This window comes from Planococcus soli (assembly GCF_016881065.1).
Lineage (GTDB): Bacteria > Bacillota > Bacilli > Bacillales_A > Planococcaceae > Planococcus > Planococcus soli.
This window is the reverse complement of record NZ_WXYN01000021.1, coordinates 1-14871: the sequence shown is the minus strand read 5'-3', so window position 1 is coordinate 14871 and position 14871 is coordinate 1. Positions and strand designations below refer to the sequence as shown.

General features: G+C 41.9%; 13 protein-coding genes and 1 pseudogene. 7 read left to right on the top strand and 7 right to left on the bottom strand.

Annotated elements, in window-relative coordinates; translation table 11 throughout:
• The first annotated feature begins 255 nt into the window (after positions 1–255).
• The 4 genes from GJB59_RS11320 to GJB59_RS11305 all read left to right on the top strand — a co-directional run bounded on the left by GJB59_RS11320 (position 256) and on the right by GJB59_RS11305 (position 2877).
• Complete coding sequence (locus tag GJB59_RS11320; protein ID WP_142830093.1) at positions 256–939, top strand: hypothetical protein; 684 nt, start codon at positions 256–258, stop codon at positions 937–939.
• Between the two features lie 161 nt (positions 940–1100).
• Positions 1101–1337: a hypothetical protein gene (locus tag GJB59_RS11315; RefSeq protein WP_142830095.1), complete on the top strand. Its 237-nt coding sequence runs from the start codon at positions 1101–1103 to the stop codon at positions 1335–1337.
• Positions 1338–2038: 701 nt separating this feature from the next.
• Positions 2039–2323 carry a hypothetical protein gene (locus tag GJB59_RS11310; RefSeq protein WP_142830097.1) on the top strand — a complete coding sequence of 95 codons (285 nt, stop codon included), beginning with the start codon at positions 2039–2041 and terminating at the stop codon, positions 2321–2323.
• 185 nt (positions 2324–2508) lie between these two features.
• A complete protein-coding gene (locus GJB59_RS11305) occupies positions 2509–2877 on the top strand; it encodes a hypothetical protein (protein WP_142830099.1) in 369 nt (122 codons plus the stop codon).
• A 226-nt stretch (positions 2878–3103) separates the two neighbouring features.
• Here the strand turns inward: GJB59_RS11305 and GJB59_RS11300 are convergent, their stop codons facing one another.
• The 3 genes from GJB59_RS11300 to GJB59_RS11290 are packed head-to-tail and all read right to left on the bottom strand — an operon-like array spanning position 3104 to position 5975.
• Complete coding sequence (locus tag GJB59_RS11300) at positions 3104–5308, bottom strand: heavy metal translocating P-type ATPase (RefSeq protein ID WP_142830101.1); 2205 nt, start codon at positions 5306–5308, stop codon at positions 3104–3106.
• The gene (locus GJB59_RS11295) at positions 5308–5529 is read right to left on the bottom strand and encodes a heavy-metal-associated domain-containing protein (RefSeq protein WP_101803214.1); all 222 of its coding nucleotides are present in this window, start codon (positions 5527–5529) and stop codon (positions 5308–5310) included. Before GJB59_RS11295 ends, GJB59_RS11300 begins: the two co-directional genes overlap by 1 nt.
• A gap of 35 nt (positions 5530–5564) precedes the next feature.
• Positions 5565–5975 carry a MerR family transcriptional regulator gene (locus tag GJB59_RS11290; protein ID WP_101803213.1) on the bottom strand — a complete coding sequence of 137 codons (411 nt, stop codon included), beginning with the start codon at positions 5973–5975 and terminating at the stop codon, positions 5565–5567.
• A 492-nt stretch (positions 5976–6467) separates the two neighbouring features.
• Between GJB59_RS11290 and gap the strand changes: the two genes are divergently transcribed.
• Together gap and copZ are read left to right on the top strand one after the other, a co-directional pair.
• Complete coding sequence (gap, locus tag GJB59_RS11285; RefSeq protein ID WP_142830103.1) at positions 6468–7472, top strand: type I glyceraldehyde-3-phosphate dehydrogenase; 1005 nt, start codon at positions 6468–6470, stop codon at positions 7470–7472.
• Positions 7473–7523: 51 nt separating this feature from the next.
• A complete protein-coding gene (copZ, locus tag GJB59_RS11280; RefSeq protein ID WP_101802114.1) occupies positions 7524–7730 on the top strand; it encodes a copper chaperone CopZ in 207 nt (68 codons plus the stop codon).
• A 425-nt stretch (positions 7731–8155) separates the two neighbouring features.
• Here the strand turns inward: copZ and GJB59_RS11275 are convergent, their stop codons facing one another.
• The 4 genes from GJB59_RS11275 to GJB59_RS11260 form a co-directional block, all read right to left on the bottom strand.
• Positions 8156–8872 carry a DUF8832 domain-containing protein gene (locus GJB59_RS11275; protein ID WP_142830105.1) on the bottom strand — a complete coding sequence of 239 codons (717 nt, stop codon included), beginning with the start codon at positions 8870–8872 and terminating at the stop codon, positions 8156–8158.
• Positions 8873–8896: 24 nt separating this feature from the next.
• A complete protein-coding gene (locus GJB59_RS11270; RefSeq protein ID WP_142830107.1) occupies positions 8897–10336 on the bottom strand; it encodes an MATE family efflux transporter in 1440 nt (479 codons plus the stop codon).
• A 315-nt stretch (positions 10337–10651) separates the two neighbouring features.
• Positions 10652–12145, bottom strand: coding sequence for a multicopper oxidase family protein (locus tag GJB59_RS11265; protein WP_142830109.1), 1494 nt, complete (start codon positions 12143–12145; stop codon positions 10652–10654).
• A 1538-nt stretch (positions 12146–13683) separates the two neighbouring features.
• Complete coding sequence (locus GJB59_RS11260; RefSeq protein WP_142830111.1) at positions 13684–14064, bottom strand: hypothetical protein; 381 nt, start codon at positions 14062–14064, stop codon at positions 13684–13686.
• A 576-nt stretch (positions 14065–14640) separates the two neighbouring features.
• Here GJB59_RS11260 and GJB59_RS11255 point away from each other — a divergent pair.
• A pseudogene (locus tag GJB59_RS11255) lies at positions 14641–14871 on the top strand (lysozyme family protein); the annotation flags it as partial.

The window sequence follows — 14871 nt, the reverse complement described above, 5'->3', positions numbered from 1 at the left end:
CACTTTTTTTAAAGTGTCTACCATTTGGGGTGCGGTTCAATATATATCCTTATCCTTCTTTTTTTACGTTCTCTTCTTAATTATCGACCATTTTAAATAACTTCTCTTCAATTCATTAAAATCACCATTTTGAAAGTAACTTATTATGCATTAAGTTAAACTTGAAAAAATTGGAAGTAAAATCTGTAATGTTATAACTATTTTATACAATTTAGTATTCAAAGAGGCTAATTTAAAAATTGGAAGGTGATAACTATGGGAGTTACAAAAAATAAAATTATTGAACATAAAATTTTTAAAGAACATGACTTAAACAAGATAATGAGTTATTTCATTGAAGTTGAAAAGGAATTGGTTGTTGAAAAACAATACAACAGACTATCATTTAGAGTCTATTATGAAGATAACACTTCGATTGATAATAATAATCCAGATGTACTTGATGAAACAAAGCTTATTAACGCTGCACATTTTACTTTATCGAATTTATATCAAGATCTACATATAGAGATAGATTTATCGAAGTCTAAAGGACGTTTCTCCATAAGAGGTCAAAATAAGGACTGGGTGGATGCAAAATTTAGCCAATTGGAAGATTTAATTAAAGCTGTACCTAATCAAAACAAATGGTTAGCAGGTTCGATTTCACAATTTGTTATAGCTAATTTAATTTCAGCACCTTTTGTACTGATAGTTAGTTATTTCTTTCTTACACCAATTGTTGATGAACTTACTCCAAATATGTTCCTTGGAATGTTCCTTCATGTATTTATCTCTTCTATTGCTATGTTGAGGCTTTCAACAACATACACAAATATTGAATTTGATACATCTTTAGAACACTTAAATAAAAATAAACAAAGAAAAAATAATATTAAGTACTTAGCAGGAACTTATCTGTTTCCTGTGGTTTTAGTAATATTACAATACTCTACATAACACAAGTTACCGGAAGGGATAGTAGAATATAAAAAGGAGATTAAAGAGCCAAACAAGAAGCCAGTAAAGAGAAATTTTTAGATTTTTCAAGATGTGAGGACCAGAAGAAATCAAGAGTAAACACTATCGTTAAAATATGAATACAAGGAGGAGGTTCATAAGTGAATGGACAGTTAATATCGGCTATCATAATTATTCTCTTTAGCCTTTTCGCTATATACATGGCAATTTTTGTATTTACCAAACATGCGGTGTTAGAAACAAATAAATTCCATGTTTTTAGAGATTTCACGCCTATGCCTCAAATTATAAATTACCTATTGTTTAAATGGTTCGTTATTATTTCTGGAGCAATTACGTTTTATCTCGGGATGTCTGGAATCATGGCAAATATTTAAGTTAAAAGTTGAGATGAATACCATTAACATTCTGTTCAAACACAGAATGAAAGGAGGTTCAAATGTCTAAGAATAGCCGATCATTCCTTTCTTTTTTCTTCTTTCTCTTGTCAATCGTCCCTTTTTTATCTGCTCAATTTACTAGTTATGGATTTATCGATTTCGGGGTTGAATCAAGAGTAAGCCTCTTTTTTTCCTTCATATTTTCTATGATTGGATTAGGATTAGCGATAAGCGGAAGACCCGGTAAAACAAGGTTGTTATTAATTACCCTAAATACGCTAGCTAATCTTTTTCACTTCTTCGTTGCTGTCTACGTATACAGTGCAACTTAAAACCTCGTTCGATGCTTTTACTTTGTCTTTATGATTTTCTTCCCTAATAATTTTTATAAAAAATAAGAACCTTAAAAATACATAGAGTATAAAAAGCGGAAGAAGGGGATGAACCAAGAGCATCCTCCTTCTCTTTTTTAACTTCACTCGTGCAAATTAAATGCGAGTGCCCATTTACACGCAGTGAAGTGGGACGTTTTTGATTTCAGCCTTTGAACGGAACACAATCGAGCATGACTAGAAAAACAGTTTCTCAACTCACTGCCGAGGTCTCGTGAATAAAAATTAAGTAGGTTAAATTCTTTGCTTCCCTTATTCTTAAATAAACCATGAAATACCTACTTTATTTTTGAGGGAGAGATTCGTATGCAACTGAAAGTGAAAAGATGTATCTCGTGTCAAACCGTAGTCAGCGATTCGTTGAATGCGTGCACCAAATGTGGAAGCCAGGCATTGGAAGAGGGCACTTATCTAATTAACGGCCAACACAAGAGCTTGATCATCGCACCGCAATCTACCCGTAAGACGATCAGCTGCCCGACCTGTGGGGCAGGAATCAGCATGCGCTATGGAGGGGAATGCCGTGGATGTGGAGATGAAATCTCGAGTGCAGGCGATTCCTTCTACATGAATTATATGGATCTTGACTAACCAGAGATGCCATTAAACAGAAACGAATGTTCAATCGGCAATGAAGAAATTTTCGAAATGCAAAATCCGGGAGTGTCCAGTTATACACCACCCCAGAATCGGGGTGGTTCCTGGAAGGAATTTGTCGCATTCGGATGTGAAAGGTACATGTAATCATGCATTCTAAAAAAGTTGGAGGGAAACAAATGGCAGCCGGAATCGGAATCGATTTTTATATTGCCAATATACGAAAAGAGATACCTAGTTCTGAAAAACATGTGAAATTCGAGGAGGATCTGCAAGATTACCTGCTGGCAAAGGAGGGCTATCCAGCAAAGAAATACGGTCTCCTTTTAAACATGGATCAATATAGTGATCGAGTGTTTTCAGCTCGAGAAGTACAGGAAATCGTCATTATTTGTGAACATCTACTAAACGAATATAGCGTTACCACAAAGAAAAAGTGGGAAGTAGATAAAACAACTTGGGGAATAAATCTATTTGCTGAAGAACTAAAAGCGCTGTGTTTGGCTGCACTAGACCAAAAGAAAAAAGTGTTTGCAGTAGGAGACTAAGGAAATAGGGATACAGGTTTACATATCATGGGGTTATCGGAAGCTGCTTGAATACCAAGGAGTGAAGAGGCTGATCAAAGCACATCTTCTTTCTTCTTTGGTCTGTAAGAGTTTATTTTTACGAATGCTAGCTAAAATGAAAGGGAAGACCGGATGCTAGGCAGCACCCGGTCTTCTTTTTGCTTCGGTTTACTCCCGTTAATAGTGTGCCTAGGCGACAGCTACTTTAGCTAATCCTTTCTTCCTGAAACTCACCGGTTTTGACAATGGGGCTGAACAAGGTATGGATCAGTACCGTTGAGAGAGAGAGCGCCATCGCCAGCATGGCCCAAATAGGATGGAGAAGACCGGTGACTGCCGCCAAGATGCCGATGCCGTTAAACGCCAGAGCCAGAAACACATTCCGGATGGTCATCTTGTAGCTGGTAGCCGCCAGTTCCTGCGATTGAAGGATGGAAACGAGCTTCTCTCCTGGGATTACGACATCGGCCGCATCGATGGCGATATCTGTGCCCGTTCCAATGGCGATGCCCACATCCGCTTGCATGAGAGACGGGGCATCGTTGATGCCATCCCCGACAAACGCCACTTTACGCCCCGATAGCTGCATTTCCCGGACGAAGGCGCGTTTGTCTTCCGGAAGCAACTGGGCCTGGACATCCGAAATGCCCAACTGTTCCGCCACGGACTCTGCCACCCGCTGATGATCCCCGGTTGCCATGACCACACGGCTTCCGCGGCGGTGGAGACCCGCTACAATGCCAGACGCATCGCTCTTGATCCGGTCGGCCAACGCCAAGGCTCCGATCAATGTCCCGTTCAGCCCGACTAGCACCACGGTTTGCCCATTCTCTTGCCGCTGTTCCAGCCAAGGGACAACAAGCTCCATTTCGTTCATGCCCCGTTCCTTGAACAGGCGCTCGGTACCGATTAGAACCGGTTGCTTGTTCCATTCGACCTCGATTCCACGCCCGGCTAAAGCGGTAAATGATTCAACTCCTGGCAAGGGAACCTGTGCATCGGAAGCAGCGGCCACAATTGCCTTGGCCAGTGGATGCTCCGACAGCTTTTCCGCAGCAGCTGCGAGGGAAAGGACAGAGTCCCGGTTGCCGTCCTTCGCCCAAACGGAGGTCAACTGCGGTTTTCCTTCCGTCAACGTGCCGGTTTTATCCAGTACAACCGTATCCACCAAGCGGAAAATCTGAAACGCTTCCCCCGACCGCATCAAGATGCCGCGTTCCGCTGCTTCTCCACTCGCCCGGATAATGGCAAGCGGCGTCGCCATCCCAATCGCGCAGGGATAGCCCATGACCAATACGCCAAGTACCGAAAACCCTGCCCGGACCCAATCGGGCTGCCCGGTAAGTAACCAGCTGCCCAAGGACCAGACCAAGCCGCTGATCGCTGCCAAGGTAAACACCGCTGGAACATAGACGTTCAGAATCCGGTCGACGAGCCGCAAAATGCCTGGTTTCATGACACGTGCCTCGGCCACTTGGCGGGCCACTTTTTGCAGAAACGAATCTTCCCCGACACGGGTCACCTCGACGACCAGGCTCCCATTGACATTCAACGACCCGCCAATCACTTCGCTTCCCGTTTGGACATCTACGGGCAGAGGTTCTCCTGTCACGAGTTGCTGATCGACCGCCGATGCTCCTTGCACTACTTGCCCATCAATGGGAATGCGCTGGCCAGGTCGGACCCGGACGTGTTCGCCTACGCGCAGCGCCTCAACGCCCACTTCTTCTTCCAAACCATCTTCCTTCAATCGCGTGGCGGTTTCCGGGCGCAGATCCATCAGTTTGCGGACGGACTGTGAAGACCGGACATGGACCAGGATTGAAGCATACCCCCCGATGCAATGAAAGGCGAGAACAAACGTCGTCGCACCGAAAAAAGCACCGGCTGGAAAAACCGGATAGTATAGACCCATCAGCCCGCCGGCGATTCCCGCCATAGCGGCAGAACCTGCCAGCACATCCTGATTGAGGATGCCGCGACGCAGTGACTGCCAAGCGTTACGCAAGACGAAAGATGCAGGACCTGCAGCGGTGAGGACCGCCAAAATTGCCTGTCCGTACGTCCGCCAGAGAGAAGGGCCCAGCCAAAGGGTGAATGCCATGAGGATGGAAGCCAGCACAATTAAAACTCCCGCCATCCAGGCAATGTGTTTCGCCTTTTTCAGTTCTTGCTCTTCTTCTGCAAACGTATCATGATCCGGTTCACGCGAGGTAAAACCCAAGTCATTCAACGTGCGCATCATCTTTTCCGGACGTACGCGCCCCGCATCGTATTCAATAAGGACCTCCTGATGCGCGATGCTCACCTGCGCATCGATTACGCCATCCAGCCGCGTCAATGCCCGGTGAATGGAGTTGGTGCAAAGTGAGCAGTGCATCCCACCGACTTTCATTTGAAGCTGGCTCATCACTGGTCGCCTCCCTGCACCTTGAAACCAAGCGACTTGATTTTCTGGCGAACGTGTTTTGCCGAAACTTCTTCGGTCGCTTGAAGCTCCACCTTTCCTTCGGAATGGTCTGCTTGGACATTGGAGACGCCCGGGATTTCATTCAGCACCTTTTGGATCCGATTCTCGCAGCCTTCGCAATGCATTCCTTTTACTGTGAATGTTTTCAGTTGGGTATTCATCCATATCTCCTCCTTCAATTGGTAAGCTATCGAATTTATCGGACTGGCAAGGCAGTCCCTTTAAGTGACTGGATGATCGGACAGTCGGCTTTCGTCCCCGTGGAACGAGGACATTTTCCAGCCAACTCTTCCAGCAGATTCTTCATGTTCTTCAGTTCTTCAATCCGTGCTTCCATTTCCCGTACTTTGTGCATCGTGAACTCATACATGTCTTCGGTCTGAAACTCTGGTTTTCGAGATGCGGATAACAGTTTCTTTATTTCTTCCAGACTAAAACCCAGGCTTTGCGTCCTCTTGATGAATTGGACGTCTTGGACAACTTCAGAAGGAAAATTCCGGTATCCCGAATCTGTACGTGGAGATTCCGGAATCAACCCAAACTTCTCGTAATAGCGAACGGTTTCAATATTGACGCCAGCGGCTTTGGCCACTTCCCCGATTTTCATACGCTTCCGCCTCCTTTACCTAGAGTATAAACCCTGGACCGTACTACAGGGTCAAGCAGTGGACGTTTAGTTGAATCGAAATCCCATTACGTCTGTCAAACCGGCTTTCTCTGGCTATTTTTACTAGAAATAATCCTTAAGCACGTAGAGGGACTATCCTTATTAACCACCGCTGTTTATTTGAACGGCTGCTTTTCACCTTGAAAGAGGGCATAGAAAAGGAAAGAAGAAAGGGAAGCTGATGTGCACACCGGAAGCAACAGATGAAGTCATGGATATCAACGGCATCCGGAGGGCAATTGCTGCCGTAGCAAAATAAGCAACTGACAACCTAACATTGGATATTAATTTATGGAATGAAGGGATTTTCTAAGTAGGAATAGAAAGATATGAAATGAAGGTTGTACAATACTGGTAATAGCTTAATAGAACCGGGCTGCCTGTTCATTCGAGCTAGAAGGTGTTTGAATCTAGATTAGAGGAGGAAAATAAATGACCACTAGATTAGCTATTAATGGGTTTGGACGTGTAGGAAGAACAACATTAAGAAGATTATTGGATACGAATTCGGAACTGGAGCTAGTTGCTGTGAATGATTTAGCTAATATTGAAAACTTAGCTTATTTATTAGAATTTGATACAACATATGGGCGATTAAAGCATGATGTTCAGGTACATGAAAATGTCTTGGTTGTTGGTGAGAAGGAAATTAAATTCTACCAAGAAGCTGATGCAAAAGATCTCCCGTGGAATGAGTTGCAAATTGATATCGTGTTAGAAGCAACCGGTATTTATAAAACGGCTGATAAGGCTCAGGCACATCTTGACGCAGGTGCTAAAAGAGTAATTATAACTGCTCCAGCAGATCAGGAAACGAAGATGATTGTTTACAGTGTTAATGAGAGCATTGTTACAAAAGACGACATGATCATTTCTTCAGCTTCTTGTACAACTAATGATTTAGCTCCAGTTGCGAAAGTATTACATGATAACTTTGGAATTGTAACTGGTTATATGACTACAATTAAAGCCTATACACCTTCGCAAAAATTACATGATAGCCCTAATACGGATATGAGGCGCGGACGGGCAGGAGCGATGAATGCAATTCCGACTTCTACTGGAGCAGCAAAAGCTGTCGGAAGAGTCATTCCTGAATTAAACGGAATTATTGACGGAACGGCAGTAAGAGTACCACTTTTAGGTGGGGCAATAGTGGAGTTTTATACAAACTTAGAAAGAAAAGTAACAATTGAAGAAGTGAATGAAGCCATGAAAGAAGCTACGAGTCCCTCGTTTGAATACTCTGAAAAACTAATTGTGTCCTCAGACGTTGTTGGAACTTCAGCCGGAGGTATTTTTGATGCCACATTAACTGATATCGTTGAAAATGAGGATAAGCAGCTTGTTAAAACTGTTTCTTGGTACGACAGCGAATATGGATTTGTATCTAATCTGGTTCGTTTGACTGAACATTTTGCTCAAGTCATTAAATAAATGTCAATTGAAATAGCCGGTTTTGAATCTTCAAAAAGGGGGTGAGAAAACATGCAAACCAAAACTTTAGATGTTAGGGGAATGACTTGTGGCCACTGCAAAATATCAGTAGAAGGCGCGCTAAAAGGTTTAGAAGGAGTATCTGCTGCAGAGGTAGATTTAAACTCTGGTAAAGTGGAAGTTACCTATGACGAATCAAAAATTTCCTCAGAGAATATGAAAGAAGCTGTGGAGGAACAAGGCTATGACGTAGCATAAAAATAGATGGTATAAGTGAGTTTCCTAGATTGGAAGCTCGCTTTTTTTGAAATATGCTTGTTTGAGGTGGACGCCATCCAAACATCACCATCTGAGATTCGGGTTAGCAAAAGAGACTGCACTCTCCTATACCCTTTCGCTTTCCTGGTTCCATGACATTCAGGTTTTGATTTGGTAAATTTTTATAATTTCCGCATTTGTAGAGTTGCGGTTGCGCTTCATCTGGATGACATTGGACTTCTTTCTCAGGATAGAGTCGTTTCGGTACCCTTTTTTTGACCCCTTTTTGAAGCCATACAGAAAAACGCCTTGTATAGAATTTTGGTATTTTCATACCTTTTTTCAATGCAAGGCGTTTTTTAGTTTTATGTTTTTAGGTTATTGTCCAAAGTGATACCGAAGTAATTTATGCTCTTTCTTGCAAGTTAATTTCTATCAGCGACTTTCATGACAAATGGAAAAGCAAGAACGCCCGCGTCTGAGAATTTGAATTCAACCCATAGTTTATAAAAACCAGGTGAAGGGAACTGAGCTTCAAATACGGGTTTATCTTCTGATACTGGATGGACGTGGATAAATTTTTCTCCTTGTTCATCCAGCACAACTACATGGCCTAATGCCCCTAAGTAAGGCAAAGGAGTTTCGCCGTTTAAATCAAAAGATAGAGCAGCTGATTTTCCGGCAGTCAGCTTTGGATGGTGAAACGTAACGGTTTTACCCTCGACTTCTTTTGTAGCACTATCCCTTTCCGCAAGCATCTCCCAATCGATGCTTGGGATGTCAGTAACCTTGCCGACTGTTATCGTAATTGGCTCGATAACATAAGTCATTCTTCCGGGATTGATATCCGCGAAAGCAAGGTAACGTCCCGGAGGCAGTTCCAACACCACTTCGAAATCTCCAGAAGCATTTTCGATGGGATGGACATGTAAAAAAGTTTCTAAATCTGCACTGGTAATAACCAGGTGCATTCTTTTTTCGTGAGTTTCAGTTAAAGCTACAGCATTGTTTTCTTTATCACGAACTTTAATCGTCACTATCCCGTAGTTATAAGTGATATTTATTTGGACTTCGGGAAGTTTTTCATCCATATCATGATATTTACGATTTTTGTGGTGTTCATTGTGATGTTCATGTTCCAAAAGAAACTCCTCCTTTTTTCTCCATTAGTAGTTGTTTGCATTTGTAGACATGTTTTCTTTAGTTGTTTGTGGATGGCATTGTGCCTCAGGTTCTGGTGCTTTCTCCAGTGCCATCCATCTCCCGCGACTGAATTGAATTACTAATACTACTGCACGAAAAGCAATATCAATGCCTATCGCCATCCACACGCCAGCCAAACCCCAGCCCAACTGTATTCCTAACAGGTATACAAGCAGTGTGCGGATGGCCCACATACCAAAAGCGGTCAGATACATAGGAAATTTTGTGTTGTTCGCCCCTTGAAATGCCCCGGTCAAGACCATGAGTACGGCAAGAAATGGTTGAAAAACACCCGATATTTTTAAAGCTGTTCCGATATCATTGATCACTTCGGGGTCTTCTGTAAAGAAAGTGGCGGCCCATTCTCCAAAGAAGAACAAGACTCCCCCCAATAATGTCATGCATACTACCGTGAACTGAGTGGAAAGCTTCGCATACTTTTTGGCTTCTTCCAGATTGCCGGCACCAATCTGCTGGCCAACCAAAATCGTTGCAGCTGTAGCAAAGCCATATCCGATCATGTAAGAGAATACTTCAACATTTCCGGCAATTTGATGAGCCGCAAAGGCATTGGTTCCAAGTGCGACGACGAAGCCGAAATAGACAATCTGTCCGGCCCGCATGACCAATCGTTCACCTGCTGCAGGAGCGCCAAGAGTAGAGAGTTCCATTAGATGTTGTTTGTCTGGCTTCCAATATTCTTTTCTGAATGCCAGCACTTTTTCTTTGTTGATGTAATAGAAAAGGGCTAAAGTGCCAATCAAACGGGAAATTACCGTAGCTATGGCAGCCCCGGCAATTCCGAGTTCCGGAATGAACAAGAAACCGAATATCAACACATAATCAAGCAAAGCATTGATGCCGTTAATAACTATACTGATCTTCATAGGCGTTTTAGTATCACCGGCTCCACGCAGAATTGCACTCATTACAAACATTAAAGACATGATGACAGAAGGGATTCCGACAATCCGGAAATACTGCGCCCCCAACTCCAGGACTTCATCTTCAATGCCCATGAGCCGAAGCAGCGGCTCTGCAAAGAACCACGTAGCGAGACCGGTGAGAATTCCAAAAAGAACAGCTAGAATAATGGACTGCTGGGAAATGTGCCTGGCTTTTTCTGGTTGGTTCGCACCCAGAAAGTTAGCAATTCGAACATTGGCTGCAACACCGATTGCCATAAAAAGGGCGAAGTAAACCGCAAGGACCGCATTCGTGATTCCGACTGCTGACACGGCTGCCAAACTAAGGTGAGAAACAAAGTACGTATCTACGAAACCCAGCAATGTTTGAAAGAAGTTCTCTATTACAGCGGGTATAGCTAAAATGGCAATTATCTTCAGTCGTTCTCTGTCTGTCTTAGGTTGAAGAGGTTGGTGGGTCAGCAACTGCTCTTTCATCGATTTTCTCCTTCCCGGAACTCCTGCTTACAAAACAAAAGCACACGTAAAGTGTGCTATGTTCCAAGCGTTAAGAATTCTAAGATGTCGTGTTACAGCTTACAAAACCTTTTCAGAATGAAGTAAGTTGGAAACCTTTTATAGAAAGTGATTTTTTTACTTTCATCACAACAATTCTTGTTTCACTGCTGTAGAGGTGATTTAAAACTGTAAACTTAAAGTCGACTATTCATTCCTAAGGTGCTTGAAATATTCCAGCACTTTTGCTGCTCATCAGGAGTGCATAAAGGGGCGATTTCAGCTTCTTTTTCTTTGCTAGTACACTTCAACTTGCCCCATCATGCCATTATCTTCATGTTCCAAGATATGGCAATGAAAAACGAAAATACCTTCTTCAGGGAATGTGACAAGTAATTTCACCCTTTCACCAGGCTCGACCAACACGCTATCTTTTAACCCTTGTTCATTCGGTTGCGTTTCCTTGCCATCACGGGAAATAATTTTGAATTGAGTGCCGTGAATATGGAAGGGGTGGATCATTCCGCCCATCATATCAGGTTTATTATAAATTTCCCATACTTCTGTAACGCCTTTTTCCTGGCGCAAATCAATGCGGTCCGGATCAAATTTCTTCCCGTTGATCGTCACCATATCCATCATTCCAAACAACTCAATTTCCTTCGTGACAGGCATCGCTTTTTCCTGTTCGCTCAGGAATGGCTCATCAGCTGTCCACTTTTCGGTTGAATCAACGGGAGAACCATCGAGAGCTACATCAAACGGTAGTAATTCTGCGCCTTCATCATTGATAATGGCGAGGGACTCCTCATCAGTCATTGATGAAAAGTCGATAAGAATTTCAGCGCGCTCCGAAGCTGCTAGTGTCAACGTTTCGATTTCAACAGGTTCATCCAGCAAGCTCCCATCAGAAGCGATTTGAGTGAAGCTGGCGCCGTTGCTCAAGCGGAATGTGTAATTTCGCGCATTAGCTCCGTTCAAAAGCCGAAAGCGCATGACGGGTTTGGTGACAGTCAGTTTGGGATTAACGGTTCCATTGACGATGGAGGTATCGCCTAAGGTTCCGTCAACGTCCATAAGACTGTCGTAGTTCAATTGCTTGTTTTCATCAAACAAGCGGTCCTGGAAAATGAGGGGGATATCATCAACTCCGTACTCATTAGGAAGCTCTGACTCAGAGCCAGAGGCCTCATCAATGAGCAGTATCCCGGAAAGGCCTTTGAAAACTTGTTCGGCTGTCGAGCCATGAACATGAGGATGGTACCAAAGGGTGGCGGCCGGCTGATCCGCTTCTAAAGTGATGATTTGGCTGTCACCGGGCTGAATTTCACCGCGTGGACCGCCATCTATTTCACCAGGAACTTCAAGACCGTGCCAATGGAATGTTGTCGGCTCATCCAATTCATTTGTGATTTTGACATTTACACGTTCGCCTTCTTCCAACCTAAGCGTGGGACCAAGCAGATTGCCGTTATACCCATAGGTGTCAGTCGAGACGCCCTCGAAAAATTCAGTGGCACCTTCTTGGGCGGTGACTTCATAATCGAATTCTTGACCTTGCTTCTTTTCCAACACAGGGGGAATAGGCAGCTCGTTTATTCCCTCAGAGGATTCGAGGGACGGAACATTGCCATGGTCCATCGCACCTTCTTGATTCATGCCGCCCATGCTCTGACCATCCATATTTCCATTGTTCATCGGTGACTCCTGTGATTGTTTAGAACTTTCATTGGCGCTGCAGCCGATTAAGATGAAACTGAGGGCGAATGAACCTAAAATAATTTTTCTCATTTCTGTAATTTCCTTTCATTGCAACTTTTTTTAATTGAGTCTTCAAAATTTGTTTGCAGGAAGCCCGTCAGTTGAAGTCCTCTGCGTTTCTTGTAGAGGACTTCAAATAAATTACTTTCTTTCACTTGTCAGGCTCATGTACGGATACTGCTGCCATTTAGGATTCGACCAAGCTCGCGCAGAGCTGACTGAGATGTTCAACGAAGTTAGTAGATACGATACATACAAAAAAGGATTTATCTATTTCCACGTAAATCTTGTCTCTCTCAACATTTTTTGTTCGATAATCGGGTGAGAGATTTAAAATTTCATTGCTCATCCTCCATTCTATGAGTTTCCTAATGTACTATACGCGCTAGTTGTGTAAAAAGTATGGAGAAATTAGTGGAAAGAATATATTTATCAATCGAGAAAGCATTAAGAATGATATTCAAAAAAGTATGAGTATTATATACAAAATCATGGGGCGATTGAAAAACAGGCAAAATTATTTCGATATGATCGCTTATTGAAGCAACTATAAATTAACTCGAGCAGGAGGGGAGAGAAGAAGCTAAACTAGAGCTTTTTAACTTCCTTTTTGTTTGTTATGAATTCTTCAAATAACATTGCTTTTACTCTTCTTTTTAGGATTCTGTTAGGAAAATGTAGAGTTAAAACGTTAGGGAAATTTAATGTGAAAAAGCCAGAATCCACTGGCTATAGAATCCAGCTTTCATAAGGTACATTGTTTTCTTCCAATTCCTTTTGCTTACGATAAAATGCTGCTCGACTGGTCTTTGTAATCGCACATATTTCCTTTACGGTACTCCGAATTTAAGTTCAAATATACAGATAAAGAGTATTAAAATACTTTTTAACTTCAGAAAACCAGCTAATTAAAGGTCGATTTTCCATGAATTCATGATTATATCTGGTGTCAGGCTATTTCTAATACGAGCGGGTTTTAAAATTACAAAACAATATTTAGTCCTGTCTAATATATTTGGTGATAATAAAAAAGTCCGCAGTTTCTGGTTGTTTACTTGGTAAAGTTATATCCATACGAAAGTAATATATCTTAGGAATGATGAAGTTTTTTTCAAGTTGATCAATCAATTTTTCATTTCATCAATATCTCGGCGCTGTACTTTTATAATTCCCCATGAGAGATTTTCTAGATGTGGGATTATAATTCGGGCGCGCTAAAATTAAACGGCAGACAGCATGGAACTGACTGCGTATATTCTTATTTTTCTTTCGGCTCCCACTTAAGGATTTCTCTCTACTCAACAGAAATTCCGCATTCCGTTACCATACTTGATTGTTCACTTCCTCGCTTATATAAGATCTATAGTCAATTTTGTATAAAGAGAGAAGCTTTATCATGGTTTATCAAGAAAGCAGAAGTAGCCACTGGGACACTACTTCTGCTTTTTATAAATCCAGCAATAAATTTTATGGCACAGCTTTTAAACAGCCACTAGACAACCTGCTTATCAAGAAGTGAATATAATTCAGCTTCAATTAGTAAAAGATGCGGTTACCTAGTTTGATGTCTACGTAAAAAAGAAACTTAAAGCAGCCCAGCTTATTAGAAAAAATCCGCTTGACAGGGCTATGAGATAGCCTACAAACAATTTGCTTTCTTTGTTTTTCATCTGTTTGTACTCTGTAAAAGTTATTTCTCCTTTAGCATAGCTTAAGCCCACTTCAGTTGGTTCAATATCGAAACGCATGCCTTCCCCATCTTCTAAAACTATTTTGCTTACTAAAGGAAGATATTCTTTGGACGCAAGGTCTTCTAAAGGTTGATTCTGGAGTTCAAGTCGTTTATTTCCGATAAATTCTATTGAAATCGGTTTATAGATTGAATATCTTCTGATTTTTTCACTCATGATATAAGCTTGACGTTCAATTTCATTATTTGATATGCACATATTTTCCACCTCATCTTTTTTATATTTTAATGGAGGTAAAGTTCTTCTGACTTTAAAACTTTATATGGCTGGACTTCAACTTTCCTGATGGTCTAAGTTTCTAAACGAGCCTTTGTAATTTCTTTAATTACTTTAGTTTTACCACGATTCACGGTACTTTACTTATTTACATATTAACACTTACCAAGAATTGCTGATGGAATTAAACTCCACCAAAACTATTTTTTTAGTGATTATCAAGCAGTTTTCTTTTCAAAAATTGTTACTCACTTAAATTCGTATGCGTTTATAGAAAAAGGAACCAGTCTTGCTCGAAAGCTTTGAAAAGAGAGGATTTTCAGCTGTAAAACTTTAAATTACCAATGCAAAAAACGTGGTTAGTAAGCCCATTGTACAAAATGCAAAATAGCTATTCCGGCCTGAGCTCCATTCTCGATATGTTAGACTAAACTTAAATTATGGTTGGATGTGAAACTAGATGATAGCAAAAACGAAAAATAGAAAAACAAGAAAAGAAAAAAGATCGTTTGGTTTCCTGCTGATGCTTGCTGCTATCTTTATGGTTGTAATAACTGGCACGTTTACANAGAGACGAAGTTTTCGAGCATGGATCCACTTTTATCGCCGGTTGGTGCGGAAGGGCATCTTCAATTTATGCCCTGTACATTTGTGGGGTGGGAGCATCCAACCTGTACGGGGCTTGGTCAAGGCGAAATCCGTGAAAGTGAAAAAACAGATCCAGTTGTAATTGAAAAATACGGAGGCTACGGTGTTGACGGAAATGGAGACGGAGTTGCTGATCCGTAT

Bases quoted from the DNA above. Each gene is read 5' to 3' on its own strand.
- GJB59_RS11310 (WP_142830097.1), top strand. From the start codon at position 2,039: ATGCAACTGAAAGTGAAAAGATGTATCTCGTGTCAAACCGTAGTCAGC.
- GJB59_RS11320 (WP_142830093.1), top strand. From the start codon at position 256: ATGGGAGTTACAAAAAATAAAATTATTGAACATAAAATTTTTAAAGAA.
- GJB59_RS11290 (WP_101803213.1), bottom strand. From the start codon at position 5,975: ATGAAAATCGGGGAAGTGGCCAAAGCCGCTGGCGTCAATATTGAAACC.
- copZ (WP_101802114.1), top strand. From the start codon at position 7,524: ATGCAAACCAAAACTTTAGATGTTAGGGGAATGACTTGTGGCCACTGC.
- GJB59_RS11300 (WP_142830101.1), bottom strand. From the start codon at position 5,308: ATGAGCCAGCTTCAAATGAAAGTCGGTGGGATGCACTGCTCACTTTGC.
- GJB59_RS11295 (WP_101803214.1), bottom strand. From the start codon at position 5,529: ATGAATACCCAACTGAAAACATTCACAGTAAAAGGAATGCATTGCGAA.
- GJB59_RS11270 (WP_142830107.1), bottom strand. From the start codon at position 10,336: ATGAAAGAGCAGTTGCTGACCCACCAACCTCTTCAACCTAAGACAGAC.
- GJB59_RS11265 (WP_142830109.1), bottom strand. From the start codon at position 12,145: ATGAGAAAAATTATTTTAGGTTCATTCGCCCTCAGTTTCATCTTAATC.
- GJB59_RS11305 (WP_142830099.1), top strand. From the start codon at position 2,509: ATGGCAGCCGGAATCGGAATCGATTTTTATATTGCCAATATACGAAAA.
- GJB59_RS11260 (WP_142830111.1), bottom strand. From the start codon at position 14,064: ATGTGCATATCAAATAATGAAATTGAACGTCAAGCTTATATCATGAGT.
- gap (WP_142830103.1), top strand. From the start codon at position 6,468: ATGACCACTAGATTAGCTATTAATGGGTTTGGACGTGTAGGAAGAACA.